The organism is Alkalimonas sp., assembly GCF_020831925.1.
In the GTDB taxonomy this organism is placed as follows: domain Bacteria; phylum Pseudomonadota; class Gammaproteobacteria; order Enterobacterales; family Alteromonadaceae; genus Alkalimonas.
The window spans coordinates 1-18,435 of sequence record NZ_JAFIFQ010000017.1 but is presented as its reverse complement, the minus strand read 5'-3'; the positions used below and the strand labels follow the sequence as shown (position 1 = coordinate 18,435).

Below are 18,435 nucleotides of genomic sequence, written 5' to 3'. Positions count from 1 at the left end.
GATGCCTGAGATAACCGCTTCATCACAGCTTTTCTTGCCCGGTTTTATTACCGGGCAGGGTCTGAATCGCCATGAGGTATGGAATTCAGGATGAGGTTTAAAGCTACACCTACAAAGCCAACCGATCGGTGCGTTGCAGCACTTAACACAGTAATGACCATCAACTACTGCTAAAGCGCTGGGGAAATCAGCGCAAAACCGTTACAATAGCTGTTTGCAAAAAATTCGCGGACCCTTGCTTCATGCCCGATCCCCAGACTCAGCTGTTTCCACTGTCGGATTACGAACTCAAACTGCGTTATGGCGCAGCCGTCTATCAGCGCGCCCAACCCTATCTGGAGCAAAATAAAGTGTTCCGGCTGGATGTAGCCGATGACTACAGCCGGATTGATGCTCAGGTCTGGGGCAATTCTTTGATCCCTTACCGTCAGACCATCCGGCTGCTGCGTCAGGGCCGCGACTGGCAACTGCAGGCTCGTTGCAGCTGCCCGGTGGCTGTCAATTGCAAGCACACCCTGGCGGTGTTGCTCAAAGTCATCCAGCTACAGGAGCAGCAACATCAGCAGCAGCAAGACAAAGTCCAGCTCTGGCTTAATAGCTTGCAGCAACTGGAGCAGCAACCTGTCGAGCTGGAATACAAAGATCGGGTGTTGTTTTTACTGGATCTGACCGAACAAGGCCTCAGTGTCAGCCCACGCCGGGCCAGACGACTGAAAAAAGGCGGTTTTGGCCAGGGCAGCCTGCTCAGCGAGCACGATTACCGTCAGGGCTATATACCGCACTGGGGCTGCAGCGAAGATTTCCGTCTGCTTGGCCTTATCAGCAGCCAGAATCGCTTTGGCCAGATGCTGTTAAAAGAGCGCTGGGGAGCGCTGGCGCTGCAAAGCATGCTGCAAAGTGGCCGCTGCTTCTGGCAAAAAGTGCAGCAAGACATTAAATCAGGCCCAAACCGGCCATTGCAGCTCAGCTGGCAGCAACAGGATGAACACCACCTGTTGCAACTCACGCTGGAAGGCTTACCGAGCTGGCGCCTGATCGATACCACACCGCCGATGTACCTGGATGAAAGCCGCTTTGAAATGGGGCTGATCCAAACCCGGCTCACTGGTGAACAGCTGCAGCACCTGCTGAACATCCCCAAGGTACCCGAAGCCGAACTGGCACAGCTTTGGCTGGGTATGCAGCAGGCATTACCAACCGAACAACTGCCGGCACCGGCCGATATTCAGATTAAAAGCATTCAAGAAGTACCCAGGCCAGTGCTCAAACTCGGGATGCAGCGCCAGGGTCGGCGCAACCTGCCGGTGGCAGAGCTTTGCTTTCGCTATGGTTCGATAGAGCTGGCGGTCATGCCAGCCGATGCGCCGCAGGTGTTTCATCATTGCCAGGGCCAGCAGCATTTCGCCATCGAGCGCCAACCCAGGCAGGAACAAGCCGCCATCGAGCAATTGCAAGATACCCAGCTGTACCCGCAACATTCGCACCACAGCGCTGAGCGCTTTTTTTCGGTGGTGGACGACAGTCCAGTGGCCTGGCTGGAATGGCTGGAGCGCGATAAACCCTGGTTGCAACAGCAGGGTTGGTCCATTATACAAAATGCAGACTTTGATCTGGGCATTATCGAGGCCGACACCGAATTTGAAGTGCACAGTGATCAGCCAGGTTGGTTTCAGCTGGATATGCATGTCCAACTGGGCGATGAACGTCTGCCAATGCTGCCATTGGTGCAGCAGTGGCTGCAACAGCACGGTGAGCCCGAGCCCGACAGCATACTCTGGCTGCCCCTGCCGGATGGCAGAACCCTGAAGCTGCCAGCCAATCAGCTGCAGCCTCTGTTCAGTACCTTGCAGGAGTTTTTGCAGCAAGGCAGCGAGGCCAGCAGCCTGCGTTTACCCTCCTTCCGCAGTGCCCTGTTGCAACAACTGCCTGAACAACAGCTGAGTTTTCATCAGGCCAGTGATATTCGGGCACTGAGCCAGAAGTTACAAAATTTCCAGGGCATTGAAAGCATCGCTGTGCCGGCGGGTTTACACGCCGAGCTTCGACCCTACCAGCAACAGGGCCTGAACTGGCTGGTCTTTTTGCAGCAATACGGCTTTGGCGGCATTCTGGCCGATGATATGGGGCTTGGCAAAACCCTGCAAACCCTGGCGTTTTTGCTGCAGCAAAAGCAACAAAGCCGGTTGCAGGCTTTGGTAATTTGCCCCACCAGCCTGATTGGCAACTGGCAGCAAGAAGCAGAGCGCTTCACGCCAGAACTGAATGTGCAGGTGATCCACGGCCAGCAGCGTGGCAAAGCTTTGCAGGAACTGGCCGAAGCCGAACTTATCATTACCACCTACCCATTGATGGCCCGGGATCTAAAGTTTTATCAGCAGCACCAGTTCAGCCACATCGTGTTGGATGAAGCTCAGCAAATTAAAAACAGCCGTAGCCAGACCACGGCGGCTATTCGCAAATTGCAGGGCCATTTTCGCCTGTGCCTATCCGGTACACCACTGGAAAACCATTTAGGCGAACTGAAGTCACTGTTTGACTTTGCTCTGCCCGGCCTACTGGGCAGCGATGCCTTTTTCCGTAAGCAGTTTCGTCGGCCGATAGAGCGCGAGCAACATCCAGAGCGTGGGCTGGAATTGCAGCAACGGGTGGCACCGTTTTTACTGCGCCGAACCAAAAGCGAAGTGATGAGCGAATTACCAGAAAAAGTCGAAATCGACCAGTATCTGGCGATGGAAGCCGATCAGCGCCAGTTGTACGACAGCATCAGGCTGAGCATGGAAAGCCATATCCGCCAGTTGTTTGCAGAGAAAGGCCTGGCCAAAAGCCAGATTGAGTTCTTGGATGCACTGCTGAAGTTGCGCCAGGCTTGCTGTGATGCCCGCCTAGTGAAGCTCGCCAGTGCCCAGAAAGTGCAAAGCAGCGCCAAACTGGACTGGCTGACGCAAAATGTGCCAGAAATGATTGAAGAAGGCCGCAAAATCATTATTTTCAGCCAGTTCACCAGCATGCTGGCGCTGATAGAAGAGGTAATGCAGCAACTCAGCATTCCTTACGCCAAACTGACCGGCCAAACCAAAAAGCGCCAGCAGCAGATCGACAGTTTCCAGCAAGGGGAAGTGCCACTGTTTCTGATCAGCTTAAAAGCTGGCGGCACCGGCTTGAATTTAACCGCTGCAGATACGGTGATCCACTATGATCCCTGGTGGAACCCAGCCGTGATGCAGCAAGCCACCGACCGGGCGCACCGGATTGGCCAAGATAAGAAAGTATTCGTTTACAAGTTGATCGCCAAAGATACGGTCGAGCAAAAAATACAGCTGCTGCAACAACAAAAGCAGGCGCTGGCCGATAGCCTGTTCAGTGGCAGTCAGCAGGGCGTCTGGCAGGGCAGCGCCGACGAACTGTTGCAGCTCTTTAGCTAGTGCCCTGTAAGGCGGCCACTAGCTAAACGGCATGGATGCCGCTTCTGGAAGAAAACTGTCTAGCGCAACTCTCGCTGTAACCACTGCATCAGTTGCTGTTTTGGCATGGCTCCGCTTTGCTGCGCCAGCAGCTGGCCCTGTTGAAACAGCATCAGCGTTGGGATCGAACGAATGGCAAAGCGGGCAGCCAATGCCTGCTGTTGCTCGGTATTGATCTTCGCCAATCGAAGCCTTGGTTCCAATTCGCGGGCCAGGCCAGCAAAAACTGGTGCAAATTGCACACAAGGGCCACACCAGGGCGCCCAGAAATCAACCAGCAAAGGCAGTTCAGATTTTTCTGCATGCGGCGCAAAGTTAGCGGACGTAAGCTCCAGCACCTGGCCGGAAAACAGCGGTTGTTTGCACTGACCACAACTGGGGTGCGCTGTCAGGCGCTCCTCCGGCAGGCGGTTTAAACGGTGGCAATGCGGGCAGGCAAGGATCATACAAAACTCCAACAAAGGGTATGGCATGGATCTATGGGGTCTTATGGTATTTTTCAATAAAAAACCTGCCGCGAAGGGCAGGTCTTTAGGCTCACATCCGAACCGCGAAGTTTACTGCGAACGGCGCTTAGGCGCAGCGCCAGGACGCGGACCTGCACCCGGACGAGGACCAGGTCCTGGAGCACGACGCTCTGTGCTACCCTGATCGACCGAGATGTTCAGCTTTTGCTTACGCACATAAACCTTTTTCAGGTGCTGAAAAATCTCTGCCGGCATGGTCGCTGGCAGTTCAACGGTACTGAACTGATCAAACAATTTGATGTTGCCGATAAACTGACTGTCAATGTTGGCTTCATTGGCAATAGCGCCGACGATATCACCAGCACGTACACCATGCTCTTTGCCCACTTCAATACGATAGGTGGTGTAATCACCTTTCATTTCGCGGCGAGGCTTAGGGCCACGCTCACCGCGCTCAGGCCGCTCACCACGCTCTCGTACCGGGCGATCACTACGTTCCCGATCACGCTTATTGCTTGGCTCACGCAATGCAGGGAACTGAGCTGCCACATTCAGCGGCTGATCTTTTTGCGCCATGAAAAGCAGAGCGGCTGCCAGCTCGTTATCCGCACAATCCAGCGTTTCCTGCCACTGAGCAATTAATCCCTGGAAGAAGGTAAGATCCTGGGTTTCAATTGACTGCGCCAGTTCGGCGCGGAAGTTTTGGATCCGGCGTTGTTCTATCACCGCACCGGTAGGCAACGTCATCTGCTCAATCGGCTGACGAGTAGCCTGTTCAATGCTGCGCAGCAAGCGACGCTCACGTGGCGACACAAACAAAATTGCCTTACCTTCACGACCAGCCCGGCCAGTCCGGCCAATGCGGTGTACATAGGCTTCGCTGTCGTATGGAATATCGTAGTTCACCACCAGGCTGATGCGCTCCACATCCAGACCACGGGCCGCAACATCAGTCGCTACGATCACATCCAACTGGCCATCTTTAATGCGGCGAATGGTTTGTTCACGGTGCGTCTGGTTCATATCGCCATTTAAACTGGCCACCGCATAACCGCGAGCACCCAGTTTCACCGCAATTTCTTCGGTGGCACTTTTGGTGCGGACAAAGACGATGCTGGCATCGTAATCTTCACCTTCCAGCAAGCGGGTTAATGCGTCCAGTTTCTGGTTGTTTTCCAGCAATACAAAGCGTTGGGTAATCCGCTCTACCGTGCTGGTTTTGGTGACAATTTTAATTTCATGCGCATTGCTCAAATGCTTCTGAGCAATGGCGCGGATCTGCGTTGGCATGGTCGCTGAGAACATCGCCACCTGACGGCCTGGCGGTGTTTTATCCATGATCACCTGCACATCATCGATAAAGCCCATCCGCAGCATTTCGTCGGCTTCATCCAGCACAATGGCTTTTAACCTATCCAGCACCAGGGTGCCGCGATCCAAATGATCCATGATACGACCGGGCGTACCCACCACGACCTGGCAACCACGCTTTAACGAGCGCAGCTGGTTGCTGTAACTCTGGCCACCATAAATAGGCAGCACATGAAATTGTGGCAGGTACTTGGCGTAGGATTGAAAAGCTTCTGCCACCTGGATAGCCAGTTCGCGGGTTGGTGCCAGCACCAGAATTTGTGGCTCACGCTGGCCAGCATCCAGCCGCGCCAGTAGTGGCAAAGCAAAAGCCGCTGTTTTACCGGTACCCGTTTGGGCCTGGCCAAGCAAATCATTGCCTGCCAATAGTTTCGGGATCGACTCGGCCTGAATAGGCGATGGTGTTTCATAGCCAAGTTCAGCCACGGCTTTTAATAACGCTTCTGGCAGATCCAGTTCAGCAAAAGATGTCACTTCAGACATAAATAATAAAACCTCAATACACAGGCAGGCAGCATGGTTGTGCTATTCTGGTCTTTACCTTGCCTGCCTGGCAGTAAAAACACCAAAAATCCGGCAATGCCCAGTGCACCGCCAAATCATCTTCCAGTTGTAGTATAGTCAAACATCCAACAAACTTAAGGACAGATCAATGATCCAAATCCTTGTCGGCAGCCAGATGGGTGCAGCGGAATATGTGGCAGAACAGGTTGCGGAAACCATGGCTTTAGGAGGCGTTGAAGCAAAACTTCATTTGGCTCCTGAATTGGATCACATCGCAGCCAGCGACAGCTGGCTGGTGATCACGTCCACTTATGGCGCAGGGGATCTGCCTGATAATATTCAACCCTTCGCGGATCGATTAGCACAAGATCAACCAGATCTTACCACAATTTCCTTCGCTGTGATCACTTTAGGTGATTCCAGCTACGATACTTTTTGTCAGGCAGGCCGAACCATGGCCACTTTGTTGCAGCAACTGGGTGCGAAACAACTGCTGCCAGCGCTGGAGATCGATGTGCAAACGCCAGAGTTACCAGAAGATCAGGCCCTGGTTTGGTTGCCTGATTACCTGGCCACACTTAGTTAGCCGGATCCTTTGACGGTGATTGATCACTGCTTACCAGCAGCTTATACACAGATTTCCGTGTTAAAAATTAATTTTGTGTATAAGTCAGGTATAAACCTAGGCATAAACTGTATTTATCCTCTTTATAGAATTTAGTCAGCCTTACCATGTGGATAAGTAGCCTGGTTATCCATAGGTTCGATCCTGCAGGATCCGGTCTTGATCACAGGATCCGATCGGATCTAATGCAATGATCTTTCTTAGAAAACTGACCTTACACACTGAAAACTAGCTGCTTAGTAGTAACAGTAATAAAAGATCTTTAAAAAAGATCCTTTAATTAGATCTTTACTGATCCCTAGGATCTGAGTTGATTTTCAGGTTGGTTCCATCCGCTGAAACAGGGTACAATACGTGCCCTTTTTGCATAGTAGCAAATTAGTAGCGAAATCATTCGAGGCACGCAATGCACTACCAAACCACCTTTGATGTGATCGTAATTGGCGGCGGCCATGCCGGTACTGAAGCTGCGCTTGCTTCAGCACGCATGGGCATGCAAACGCTGTTGCTGACACACAATATTGATACGCTGGGACTAATGTCCTGTAACCCGGCGATTGGTGGTATTGGTAAGGGCCATCTGGTAAAAGAAATTGATGCCTTAGGTGGTGTCATGGCATTGGCTGCTGATCAAGCCGGGATCCAGTTTCGCACTCTGAACGCATCCAAAGGCCCAGCGGTTCGGGCTACCAGAGCCCAGGCCGATCGTCAGCTGTACAAGGCAGCTATTCGACACAGCCTGGAAAACCAACCTAATTTGTTTATTTTTCAGCAAGCCTGTGACGATCTGATTGTGGAACAGGATCAGGTCAAAGGTGTCATCACTCAGATGGGCTTGCGCTTTATGGCCAAAGCTGTAGTGCTTACCACAGGTACTTTCCTCGGTGGCCAGATCCATATTGGTTTGCAAAATTACAGCGGCGGACGCGCCGGCGATCCACCGGCTATTGCGCTGGCCAAACGTCTGCGGGAATTGCCGTTTCGGGTAGATCGGCTTAAAACCGGCACCCCACCCCGCATCGATGCCAGAAGCATTGATTTTTCTGTGATGCAGCCACAACCTGGTGATACGCCTTTACCGGTATTTTCCTACATTGGTTCAGTCGCTCAGCATCCGCGGCAGATCCCGTGTTACATCACCTACACCAACCTGCACACCCATGAGGTGATCCGCGGCGGTTTGGATCGCTCTCCCATGTATTCCGGGGTGATTGAAGGCATTGGCCCACGCTATTGCCCGTCGATTGAAGATAAAATAATGCGTTTTGCCGATAAAGATCAGCATCAGATCTTTGTGGAACCAGAAGGCCTTACCACGCATGAAGTCTACCCAAACGGCATCTCCACCAGCTTGCCTTTTGACGTACAAATCGAGCTGGTGCGCTCAATCAAAGGTTTTGAGAATGCGCATATCACCCGCCCTGGCTACGCCATTGAGTACGACTTCTTTGATCCGCGCGATCTGAAACACTCGTTGGAAACCAAATTTATCCGTGGCTTGTTCTTTGCCGGACAAATCAACGGCACCACCGGCTATGAAGAAGCCGGAGCCCAGGGGCTTTTGGCCGGTCTGAATGCCGCATTGCACGTGCAAGGCAAGGACAGCTGGGCGCCGGGGCGGGAGCAGGCTTATTTGGGTGTTTTGGTAGACGATCTGACTACCCTTGGTACCAAAGAGCCTTACCGCATGTTTACCAGTCGGGCCGAGTACCGGTTGATGCTGCGGGAAGACAACGCCGATGCCCGCCTAACTGCCAAAGGCCGCGAGCTTGGCCTGGTGGATGATCTGCGCTGGGCTCGTTTCAATGAAAAAATGGAACAAATTGCGCTGGAGCGTCAACGTTTGCAGCAGCAATGGATCCACCCGCAACATCCGGCACTTGCCGATGTCAATGCCTTGCTGAAAACACCGCTTAGCCGTGAAGCCAGTTTGGAAGAGCTGATCCGTCGCCCTGAAGTGAACTACCACGATCTGGTGGCGATTGAGGGGCTGAGGGTTGAAGGCATCGATCCTTTGGCCGCTGAGCAAGTGGAGATCCAGATCAAATATCAGGGCTATATTGAGCGGCAACAGGACGAAATTGACAAACAAAAGCGTCATGAGAAAACCCGTTTGCCAGCTCAGTTTGATTACAGTCAGGTGAAAGGCTTATCCAACGAAGTAGTGACAAAGTTGAACCAGACTCAACCAGAGACTGTCGGCCAGGCAACGCGGATTTCCGGTATTACCCCGGCAGCGATTTCCTTGCTGTTGGTGTATCTGAAAAAACAGGGTTTGCTGAGGAAAACGGCCTGATGCTGCGAGCTGAACTCGATCGTCAGCTGGCGCAAACCAAGCTGAGTGTCAGCGAGCTGCAGCGTGACCAATTGATCGGTTTTTTGCAGTTACTGCACAAGTGGAACAAAGCCTACAATCTGACCTCGGTGCGTGATCCGCTGCAGATGGTCAGTCGTCACTTGCTGGACAGTTTGGTGGTAGGCCCTTACCTGGAGCAGTTGGATTGTCAGCGAATTATCGATGTGGGTACAGGCCCGGGTTTACCCGGTGTACCGCTGGCGATTTTATTTCCGGAAAAACAGTTTGTACTGCTCGATAGTCTTGGTAAGCGCATTCGCTTTTTAAACGAAGTAAAACGCCAGTTGGGTTTAACCAATATCGAACCACTCCAAAGCCGGGTTGAAGACCACCAACCAATGACTGGCTATGATGTGGTTCTAAGCCGTGCTTTTGCCAACTTGAGTGATATGCTGCATTGGTGTCAGCATCTGCCAGCCAGCCAGGGTCGTTTTCTGGCGATGAAAGGCGCTGCGGTGGAAGAAGAAATTGCAGCTTTAGCGGATTTTGTTAGAGTAACGGCTGTGCATAGACTGAAGCTGCCAGAGCAGGATGCTGAGCGCTATCTGGTGGAATTGAAAAAAATTACAGCCTGACAGCAGGCATACAAGGGGTTGGTGTGGGAAAAGTCATCGCAATTGCTAACCAGAAAGGTGGGGTCGGAAAAACCACCACAGCGGTGAATCTTGCTGCTTCGATGGCAGCAACCAAACGCAAGGTATTGCTGATCGATTTGGATCCTCAGGGCAATGCCACCATGGGCAGTGGCGTCGATAAATACGAGGTACCTGCTACTGCTTATGAGTTGCTGGTGGATGAAAAGCCACTGGATCAGGTGGTGGTCAAAGAAACCAGCGGTGGCTACCATCTGGTGGCCGCCAATTCCGACGTAACTGCCGCTGAAGTGCGCTTGATGGATGTGTTTGCCCGTGAGCTTCGGCTGCGCAATGCGCTGAAACCCTGGCGCAACAGTTATGACTTTGTTTTTATCGATTGCCCTCCTTCGTTGAATATGCTGACGGTCAATGCTATGGCTGCTGCCGATTCGGTGCTGGTGCCAATGCAGTGTGAGTACTATGCGCTGGAAGGCTTAACGGCACTGATGGACACCATTCGCCAACTGGCCGCTGTGGTGAATGCCGATTTGAAAATCGAAGGTATTTTGCGCACCATGTATGATCCGCGCAACCGACTGGCCAACGACGTATCCGAGCAGCTGAAGCAGCATTTTGCCGACAAGGTGTACCGCACAGTGATCCCTCGTAATATCCGGCTGGCGGAGGCACCAAGCTTTGGCTCACCAGTAATGTACTACGACAAAAGCTCGACCGGTGCCAAGGCCTATCTGGCGCTGGCCGGTGAGTTGTTGCGTCGGGCCGATAGCAAAAGCAGCCAGCAGCCAAAAAGTACTCTGACAGAATCATAAGGAATAACAAGCAGATGGTGGTAAAAAAACGAGGGCTTGGCCGCGGATTGGATGCACTGCTCACCGCCAGTCAGCCGGCCGACCAAGGCAACCGCAGCAACAGCACTGAACTGCAAAAGCTGGCCATCGAATTCTTGCATCCTGGCAAGTACCAACCACGTAAAGACATGTCGCAACAGGCGCTGGAAGATTTAGCGCTTTCCATTCGTGCTCAGGGTGTGATCCAACCGATCGTGGTACGTAAAGTGGCCACCGACAGTTATGAAATTATCGCCGGTGAGAGGCGCTGGCGGGCATCCCAGCTGGCTCAACTCAGTGAAGTGCCTTGCATTGTGCGCGATGTACCGGATGAAGCTGCCGTTGCCATTGCACTGATTGAAAATATTCAGCGCGAAGATCTGAATGCGATGGAAGAGGCGGTCGCGCTGGAGCGGTTGCTGACGGAATTTGATTTAACGCACCAGCAAGTAGCCGATGCCGTTGGTAAATCCCGTACCAGCATCACCAACTTATTGCGCCTCAATCAACTGAATGACGATGTCAAAGTCCTGCTGGAGCATGGCGATATCGACATGGGCCATGCCCGGGCTTTGCTGGCACTGGATGGCGAACAACAATCGGAAGCCGGACGCCTGGTGGCTGCCAAACAGCTGACGGTGCGTGAAACTGAAAATCTGGTGCGGCGCTTGTTGCAGCCGCCGGCAGAAAAGCCCGCAGTACGAAAGGATCCGGATGTTGCTGCACTGGAAACTCGTCTAAGCGAGCATCTGGCGGCGCCAGTACAGATTGATTACAACCGCAAAGGCAAAGGCAAAATGGTGATTGCCTATTCCAGCCTGGCAGAGCTGGAGCAAATACTCAGTAAAATGCAATGGCAAGGCCAGACAGATTAAGGCGTACGGGCTTTGTGGTAATAGTCGGAACTACGCCGCTTTTGGTTGCAAATTAAGGCCAGATAAGTATACTTACGCAGGTTTTTTACCCCTGAAACCGGCACTGTGGTCAACAATGGAGCCAGGATGCAGCCAACAGCACGTCAGGTACGAATTTCTGCCTACAAGTTGATTGCTGCACAAGTGCTGGTAGCAGCCTTGATGATGCTGCTTTTTTTACTGTTGCAGGGGGCTCAGGCGGCCTATTCCGCCTTGCAAGGCGGCTTGATTGCCGCTTTGCCGAATTTAGTATTTGCACTCTTTGCGTTTCGTTATCTAACGCAAGGCAGTGCCGATCAGGCCCGCACATCGTTTATGCGAGGTCATGCGCTAAAAATTTTGCTGACGATTGGATTATTTATTGCGGTGATGCGACAGGATGATGTGGTGGCCTCTGCACTACTCACCAGCTACATCGTCACCTTGCTAGCGCAATGGTCGGCCGTTTTTTTCTTTAAACATTGATAATTAGGATGAAACATGGCTGATAGTAACATTTCAGTCCAGGGTTACATTAAACACCACTTAACCGATCTCACCGTAGGGGAAGGCTTTTGGGCCGTGAACCTGGGATCGCTTGGCTGGTCTTTGATCCTGGGCTCACTCTTCATTATTTCCTTTGCTTGGGTTGGCCGCAAGGCGACTACAGGTGTTCCTGGCAAGTTTCAGTGTCTGGTGGAAATGATCATCGAGTTCGTCGGTAACTCGGTAAAAGAAGCCTTTCACGTCAAAGACAAACTGATAGCCCCTATCGCCCTGACCATCTTTATGTGGATTTTCCTGATGAACCTGATGAAGCTGGTGCCAGTGGATTGGTTCCCGACGGTAGCAGGCTTGGCTGGTATGGCATTTAACAGTGGTGCTATGCCGGAATACGCCGCCGATTACAGCTTCCTGGAGCGCGTGATGGCGCATCCGTGGAGCTATCTGACCATTGCCCCGACCACCGATCTGAACATCACCATGGGCATGGCGCTGGGGGTCTTTATTCTGATCCTGGGCTATTCCATTTATTACAAAGGTTTAGGTGGCTTTGCCAAAGAGCTGTCCTTTACCCCGTTCAATCACTGGTCGCTGGTGCCATTCAACCTGGTGCTGGAGTTGGTGACCTTACTGGCCAAGCCGCTATCACTGGGTCTGCGTTTGTTCGGTAACCTGTATGCCGGTGAAGTTATCTTTATTCTGATTGCATTGGTTGGATTGGCGCAATTGCCGCTGCACTTTGCCTGGGCGGTGTTCCATATCCTGGTTATTTTGTTGCAAGCCTTTATTTTTATGATGCTGACCATTGTGTATTTGAGCATGGCGGCTGAGAAACACTGATTTTAGTTGTTTTAACCTTTAATTTTTAACCTTAACTTTTGAAAACTGGAGAAACTCAATGAGTATTGAAACTGCAACTTTATTCGCTGTGGCTATTATTCTGTCTACTGCGGCTTTGGCTACTGCTATCGCTTTCGCCCTGATGGGTGGTAAGTTCCTCGAAGCCAGTGCGCGTCAGCCGGAAATGGCTCCTCAGCTGCAAACCAAAATGTTCATCCTTGCAGGTCTGATCGATGCGATCTCCATGATTGGTGTGGGTGTTGCTCTGTTGCTGTTGTTCGCTAACCCGTTTGCTTAAGAGTCCCCCGATAACCAACTTTTAAAGGAGGCTCGTTGTGGATATTAACGCAACCCTTATAGGTCAGTCGATTGCGATGGCTGTCTTCGTGTGGTTCACACTGAAATTTGTGTGGCCACCGATCAACGCAGCGATTGAAGAGCGCCAGAAGAAAATCGCCGAAGGTCTGGCACATACTGATCGGGCAGAAAAAGATCTGCACATCGCTCAGGATAAAGCCAAAGACATTCTACGCGACGCGAAAGAGCAGGCAGCTGCCATCATCGAGCAAGCGCGCAAGCGTGAAGGCAAGATGATTGACGAAGCAACCAGCAAAGCCAACGAAGAGCGGGATCATATCCTGACTCAGGCGCGGGCTGAAGTGGATGCCGAGCGCAGTCGCTTACGCGAAGACTTGCGCAAGCAAGTGGCGGCTCTGGCGGTTGCAGGTGCTGAACGCATTCTGCAGCGCGAAATTGATGACGCTGCGCATAGCGACATTCTGGAAAAACTGGTTCAGGAATTGTAACGGGAGCGAGCCATGTCAAACTTGACGAATATTGCTCGTCCTTACGCAAAAGCCGCTTTTGAGTACGCGCGTGACAACAACGCCCTCAGTGGCTGGCAACAGATGCTGGCTTTTGCTGCAGAAGTAGCAAAAGACCAGCAGATGGCTGCTTTTTTGCTAAGTAACAGTACCGCCGACACTCAGGCATCGTTGTTTAATCAGGTCTGTGCTGATCAGTTGGATCAGCCAGCACAGAATCTGATTCGGATGATGGCTGAAAATCAGCGCTTGCTGGCACTGCCTGAAGTTTTTGTCCAGTTTACTGAGCTGAAAGATGAACACGAGCGTGAAATCAACGTGGATGTGATCGCGGCAACCGAACTGAGTGCCGCTCAGCAGGAAAAACTGGCTGCTGCGTTATCCAAGCGTCTGGCGCGTAATGTGAAATTGAACTGTAGCGTTGATCCGAATGTGGTCGGCGGTATGTTAATGAAAGCGGGTGACATGGTCATCGATGGTTCGATCCGTGGCAAGCTGGATCGCCTGATCACCACGCTGCAGTCCTAATTGGGGAACAGAGTATGCAACTGAATTCCACTGAAATAGCCGAACTGATTAAGCAACGTATTGCTCAGTTCGACGTGGTCAGTGAAGCTCGCAATGAAGGTACCATCGTTCAGGTAACGGACGGTATTATTCGGATCAATGGCCTTGCGGATTGTATGCAAGGTGAGATGATCGAGCTTCCTGGCAACCGATATGCGATTGCACTCAACTTAGAGCGCAACTCGGTCGGTGCTGTGGTGATGGGTCCGTACGCGGACTTAACCGAAGGCACCAAAGTTAAAAGCACCGGTCGTATCTTAGAAGTTCCGGTAGGTGAAGCTCTGCTGGGCCGTGTAGTGAATACCCTGGGTGCTCCTATCGACGGTAAAGGCAGCATCGAAGCGGCTCGTTTTGAGCCGGTCGAAAAAATTGCTCCTGGTGTTATCGATCGTCAATCAGTCGATCAGCCACTGCAAACCGGTTACAAATCAGTCGACTCGATGATCCCAATCGGCCGTGGCCAGCGTGAGCTGGTGATCGGTGACCGTCAGACCGGTAAAACGGCACTGGCCATCGATGCCATCATCAACCAGAAAGGCACCGGCGTAAAATGTATCTATGTTGCCATTGGTCAGAAAGCCTCGACCATTGCCAACGTGGTTCGTAAGCTGGAAGAACACGGCGCTCTGGCTCACACCATCGTAGTGGTAGCTTCTGCTTCTGAAGCAGCGGCGCTGCAGTTCCTGGCACCTTATGCCGGCTGTACCATGGGTGAATACTTCCGTGACCGCGGTGAAGATGCACTGATTGTCTATGATGACTTGTCGAAGCAAGCGGTAGCCTACCGTCAAATCTCGTTGCTGTTACGTCGTCCACCAGGTCGTGAAGCTTACCCGGGTGACGTGTTCTATTTGCACTCCCGTTTGCTGGAGCGTGCATCACGCGTCAATGCTGACTACGTCGAGCGCCTGACCAAGGGCGAAGTGAAAGGTAAAACCGGGTCACTGACCGCTCTGCCGATCATTGAAACCCAGGCCGGTGACGTTTCTGCTTTCGTACCAACCAACGTGATCTCCATTACCGATGGTCAGATCTTCCTGGAAACCGATTTGTTCAACGCCGGTATTCGCCCTGCGGTGAATGCGGGTATCTCGGTATCGCGGGTTGGTGGTGCGGCTCAGACCAAAGCCATCAAGAAGCTGGGTGGCGGTATTCGTCTGGCCCTGGCACAGTACACTGAACTGGCTGCCTTTGCTCAGTTTGCTTCCGATCTGGACGACGCAACCCGTGCCCAGCTGGAGCATGGTCAGAAAGTGACCGAGCTGATGAAGCAGCTGCAGTATGCGCCAATGAGCGTAGCGGATATGACGCTGTCGATTTATGCCATTGAAAAAGGCTTTATGAAAGACGTAGCAACCGACAAGATTGGCGACTTTGAAGCTGCCTTGTTGTCTTATGCCAAGTCTGAGCATGCTGGTCTGATGGCGGAAATCAACAAAACCGGTAACTACAACGACGAGATTGAAGCAGGTTTGAAAAACGTGGTTGAGACTTTCAAGTCCACCCAAACCTGGTAATCAGACGTGGGTGGCTGCGGCCACCCTTCGTCGTTGAATGAAACGGAGACAACGTCATGGCCGGTGGTAAAGAGATAAAAAGCAAGATTGGGAGTATTAACAATACTCGCAAGATCACCAGCGCTATGGAAAAGGTTGCGGTCAGCAAAATGCGCCGCGCGCAGGAGCGAGTCGCTGCATCCCGCCCATACGCTGAAGGTATGCGCAAAGTGATCGGTAACATGGCCGGTGGTAACCTGGATTATCGTCATCCTTATATGGTGGAACGTGAAGCAGGCACCGTTGGCTACATCATTATCTCAACCGATCGTGGACTTTGTGGTGGCCTGAACAGCAATGAATTCAAAGCTGTAGTTCAGGAACTAAAAAGTTGGAAAGAGAAAGGAGTGCCTGCTGAGTTTGCTTTAATCGGCAACAAAGCCACTGCTTTTTTCCGTCGTTTTGGTGGCAAAGTACTGGCCCAGCAAGCCGGTTCGGGTGAAAACCCGAAGCTCGCGGATATCATTGGTACCGTGCAGGTGATGCTGAAAGCCTATCTGGAAGGTCGTATTGATCGCCTCTATCTGGTGTACAACCAGTTTGTCAACACCATGAAACAAGAGCCAACGATTGAGCAACTGTTGCCTTTGCCAACCCATGATGCGCCTAAGCGTAAATACAAGTGGGATTACATTTACGAGCCGAAGCCAGAGCCGATTATCGACATGCTAATGGATCGGTACATTGAGTCGCTGGTGTATCAGGGGCTGGTGGAAAACGCCGCCTGTGAACACGCTGCCCGTATGGTCGCCATGAAAGCGGCCACCGACAATGCCGGCAACCTGATGGATGAGCTGAAGTTGGTTTACAACAAAGCCCGTCAGGCCGCCATCACTCAAGAGCTGAGTGAGATTGTATCGGGTGCAGCTGCGGTTGGTTAAGTGAACAGTTTTGAGACATTTGAGGAAACAACATGAGTCAAGGTAAGGTAGTCCAAATTATTGGCGCCGTTGTGGATATCGACTTTCCACAAGATTCGGTACCTGGTATCTATGACGCGTTGAACGTAACTGACGGTGACCTCTCAGGTCTGGTGCTGGAAGTACAGCAGCAGCTGGGTGGTGGCACAGTGCGTACCATCGCTCTGGGCACAACTGACGGTCTGCGCCGTGGCGCTACAGTCAGCAATACCGGTAAAGCCATTCAGGTTCCAGTTGGCAAAGCCACACTGGGCCGTATTATGAACGTACTGGGCGAGCCAATCGATGAAGCTGGCCCTATCGGTGAAGAAGAGCGTTGGTCTATCCACCGCGAAGCACCAAGCTACGAAGATCAGGCAGCTTCCAACGCCCTGCTGGAAACCGGCATCAAGGTTATCGACCTGGTATGTCCGTTCGCCAAGGGTGGTAAAGTTGGTCTGTTCGGTGGTGCTGGTGTAGGTAAAACCGTGAACATGATGGAGCTGATCCGGAACATCGCGATCGAGCACAGTGGTTACTCGGTATTCGCCGGTGTGGGTGAGCGTACCCGTGAAGGTAACGACTTCTACCATGAGATGAAAGACTCCAACGTACTGGATAAAGTATCGCTGGTGTATGGCCAGATGAACGAACCACCAGGTAACCGTTTGCGTGTTGCTCTGACCGGTTTGACCATGGCGGAGAAATTCCGTGATGAAGGCCGTGACGTGCTGTTCTTCGTCGATAACATCTACCGTTACACCCTGGCCGGTACCGAAGTATCCGCGCTGTTGGGTCGTATGCCATCGGCCGTAGGTTATCAGCCGACTCTGGCTGAGGAAATGGGTGTGCTGCAAGAGCGTATCACCTCAACCAAAACTGGCTCCATCACCTCCATTCAGGCGGTTTACGTGCCTGCGGATGACTTGACCGATCCATCGCCAGCTACCACCTTCTCGCACTTGGATGCGACGGTTGTACTGAGCCGGAACATCGCTTCTTTGGGTATTTACCCGGCGATCGATCCGTTGGATTCGACCTCGCGTCAGCTGGATCCATTGGTCATCGGTAAAGAGCATTACGAAGTAGCTCGTGGCGTACAAACTGTATTGCAGCGTTACAAAGAGCTGAAAGACATCATCGCCATCCTGGGTATGGACGAGCTGTCGGATGAAGATAAAACCACGGTATTCCGGGCACGTAAAATTCAGCGTTTCCTGTCACAGCCGTTCTTCGTGGCGGAAGTATTTACTGGTTCTCCTGGTAAGTACGTGTCATTGAAAGATACCATCCGCGGCTTTAAAGGCATCCTGGAAGGCGAGTTCGACCATTTGCCAGAGCAGGCTTTTTACATGGTTGGTTCCATTGAAGAAGCCATCGAGAAAGCGAAGAAGCTGAAATAATCAGCTGAGGAGGCAAGATGGCGATGACAGTGCATCTGGACGTAGTCAGTGCAGAAGATAAAATCTTCTCCGGCCTGGTCGAGTATGTCGAAGTAACCGGCACCGATGGTGAGCTGGGTATTCTACCCTTCCACACCCCGTTGCTGACGACAATCAAGCCAGGCATGGTGCGCATCGTCAAGCAATTTGGTGAAGAGCACTTCATCTACGTTGCTGGCGGCGTGCTGGAAGTGCAGCCGGATGGCGTCACCGTATTGGCTGATGTAGCCAAGCGGGCGGAAGATCTGGATGAGCAGGCTATTCTTGAAGCACAAAACCGTGCTAAAGAAGCCATGCAACACGCCAGCGCCGACTTCGACTACGCCGAAGCGGCGGCTCAGTTGGCAGAAGCCATTGCGCAGCTGCAATTGATCCGTAAATTGCGCAAAACCAAATAAGCGGGCCCTGCGCCTTGCCAAAAAGCCACCTTCGGGTGGCTTTTTTATTGGCCAACAGTCAACCAAAGGCAGGCGTCTCTAGCTGTCAGCGGGAACCTTTGATGAGCATTGCCTAACCGAAGATGACTTTGAACAGATAGTTTGTTCTCATAATATTTAGATAATAATTTTTACCTTTAAAAATCAGTTGTATAGCTCATTACCTTTCAAGATAAATTACTAATAGTTCGATAAGCGACAGCTCGTATTTTGTAAGCGTCCGGCGATCACATCTTTTATTTGCTGACTGATCACGCATCATACCT

At 52.0% G+C, this 18,435-nt stretch carries 17 protein-coding genes; 15 read left to right on the top strand and 2 right to left on the bottom strand.

The window, feature by feature from the left end; translation table 11 throughout:
* Positions 1 to 242: 242 nt before the first annotated feature.
* Complete coding sequence (locus JJU14_RS07220; RefSeq protein ID WP_228612056.1) at positions 243 to 3,422, top strand: DEAD/DEAH box helicase; 3,180 nt, start codon at positions 243 to 245, stop codon at positions 3,420 to 3,422.
* 59 nt (positions 3,423 to 3,481) lie between these two features.
* Here JJU14_RS07220 and trxC read toward each other — a convergent pair whose 3' ends face one another.
* Together trxC and JJU14_RS07210 are read right to left on the bottom strand one after the other, a co-directional pair.
* Positions 3,482 to 3,907 carry a thioredoxin TrxC gene (trxC, locus tag JJU14_RS07215; protein ID WP_300976187.1) on the bottom strand — a complete coding sequence of 142 codons (426 nt, stop codon included), beginning with the start codon at positions 3,905 to 3,907 and terminating at the stop codon, positions 3,482 to 3,484.
* Between the two features lie 111 nt (positions 3,908 to 4,018).
* Positions 4,019 to 5,782 carry a DEAD/DEAH box helicase gene (locus JJU14_RS07210; protein ID WP_228612054.1) on the bottom strand — a complete coding sequence of 588 codons (1,764 nt, stop codon included), beginning with the start codon at positions 5,780 to 5,782 and terminating at the stop codon, positions 4,019 to 4,021.
* Positions 5,783 to 5,951: 169 nt separating this feature from the next.
* On the opposite strand from JJU14_RS07210, the gene mioC reads away from it, so the two are divergent.
* The 14 genes from mioC (at position 5,952) to JJU14_RS07140 (ending at position 18,130) form a co-directional block, all read left to right on the top strand.
* Positions 5,952 to 6,389, top strand: a complete 438-nt coding sequence (gene mioC, locus JJU14_RS07205) for an FMN-binding protein MioC (RefSeq protein ID WP_228612052.1) — start codon at positions 5,952 to 5,954, stop codon at positions 6,387 to 6,389.
* Positions 6,390 to 6,834: 445 nt separating this feature from the next.
* Entirely contained in the window at positions 6,835 to 8,724 is a 1,890-nt protein-coding gene (gene mnmG / locus JJU14_RS07200; protein ID WP_228612050.1) for a tRNA uridine-5-carboxymethylaminomethyl(34) synthesis enzyme MnmG, read from the top strand.
* Positions 8,724 to 9,359 carry a 16S rRNA (guanine(527)-N(7))-methyltransferase RsmG gene (rsmG, locus tag JJU14_RS07195; protein WP_228612048.1) on the top strand — a complete coding sequence of 212 codons (636 nt, stop codon included), beginning with the start codon at positions 8,724 to 8,726 and terminating at the stop codon, positions 9,357 to 9,359. The genes mnmG and rsmG overlap by 1 nt, the downstream gene beginning before the upstream one ends.
* A gap of 23 nt (positions 9,360 to 9,382) precedes the next feature.
* Positions 9,383 to 10,189, top strand: coding sequence for a ParA family protein (locus JJU14_RS07190; RefSeq protein ID WP_091342742.1), 807 nt, complete (start codon positions 9,383 to 9,385; stop codon positions 10,187 to 10,189).
* A 14-nt stretch (positions 10,190 to 10,203) separates the two neighbouring features.
* Complete coding sequence (locus tag JJU14_RS07185) at positions 10,204 to 11,082, top strand: ParB/RepB/Spo0J family partition protein (RefSeq protein WP_228612046.1); 879 nt, start codon at positions 10,204 to 10,206, stop codon at positions 11,080 to 11,082.
* Between the two features lie 126 nt (positions 11,083 to 11,208).
* A complete protein-coding gene (locus JJU14_RS07180) occupies positions 11,209 to 11,586 on the top strand; it encodes an ATP synthase subunit I (protein ID WP_228612043.1) in 378 nt (125 codons plus the stop codon).
* Positions 11,587 to 11,601: 15 nt separating this feature from the next.
* Complete coding sequence (gene atpB, locus JJU14_RS07175) at positions 11,602 to 12,444, top strand: F0F1 ATP synthase subunit A (RefSeq protein WP_228612041.1); 843 nt, start codon at positions 11,602 to 11,604, stop codon at positions 12,442 to 12,444.
* Between the two features lie 58 nt (positions 12,445 to 12,502).
* Positions 12,503 to 12,742, top strand: a complete 240-nt coding sequence (atpE, locus tag JJU14_RS07170; RefSeq protein WP_091342752.1) for a F0F1 ATP synthase subunit C — start codon at positions 12,503 to 12,505, stop codon at positions 12,740 to 12,742.
* Between the two features lie 37 nt (positions 12,743 to 12,779).
* Positions 12,780 to 13,250, top strand: coding sequence for a F0F1 ATP synthase subunit B (atpF, locus tag JJU14_RS07165; RefSeq protein WP_091342754.1), 471 nt, complete (start codon positions 12,780 to 12,782; stop codon positions 13,248 to 13,250).
* Between the two features lie 12 nt (positions 13,251 to 13,262).
* A complete protein-coding gene (atpH, locus tag JJU14_RS07160; RefSeq protein WP_228612039.1) occupies positions 13,263 to 13,796 on the top strand; it encodes a F0F1 ATP synthase subunit delta in 534 nt (177 codons plus the stop codon).
* A 14-nt stretch (positions 13,797 to 13,810) separates the two neighbouring features.
* Entirely contained in the window at positions 13,811 to 15,352 is a 1,542-nt protein-coding gene (gene atpA / locus JJU14_RS07155; RefSeq protein ID WP_228612037.1) for a F0F1 ATP synthase subunit alpha, read from the top strand.
* A 56-nt stretch (positions 15,353 to 15,408) separates the two neighbouring features.
* Complete coding sequence (gene atpG / locus JJU14_RS07150; protein WP_228612035.1) at positions 15,409 to 16,272, top strand: F0F1 ATP synthase subunit gamma; 864 nt, start codon at positions 15,409 to 15,411, stop codon at positions 16,270 to 16,272.
* 32 nt (positions 16,273 to 16,304) lie between these two features.
* Positions 16,305 to 17,693, top strand: a complete 1,389-nt coding sequence (gene atpD / locus JJU14_RS07145) for a F0F1 ATP synthase subunit beta (protein WP_228612033.1) — start codon at positions 16,305 to 16,307, stop codon at positions 17,691 to 17,693.
* A gap of 17 nt (positions 17,694 to 17,710) precedes the next feature.
* Entirely contained in the window at positions 17,711 to 18,130 is a 420-nt protein-coding gene (locus tag JJU14_RS07140) for a F0F1 ATP synthase subunit epsilon (protein ID WP_228612031.1), read from the top strand.
* Positions 18,131 to 18,435: the final 305 nt, after the last annotated feature.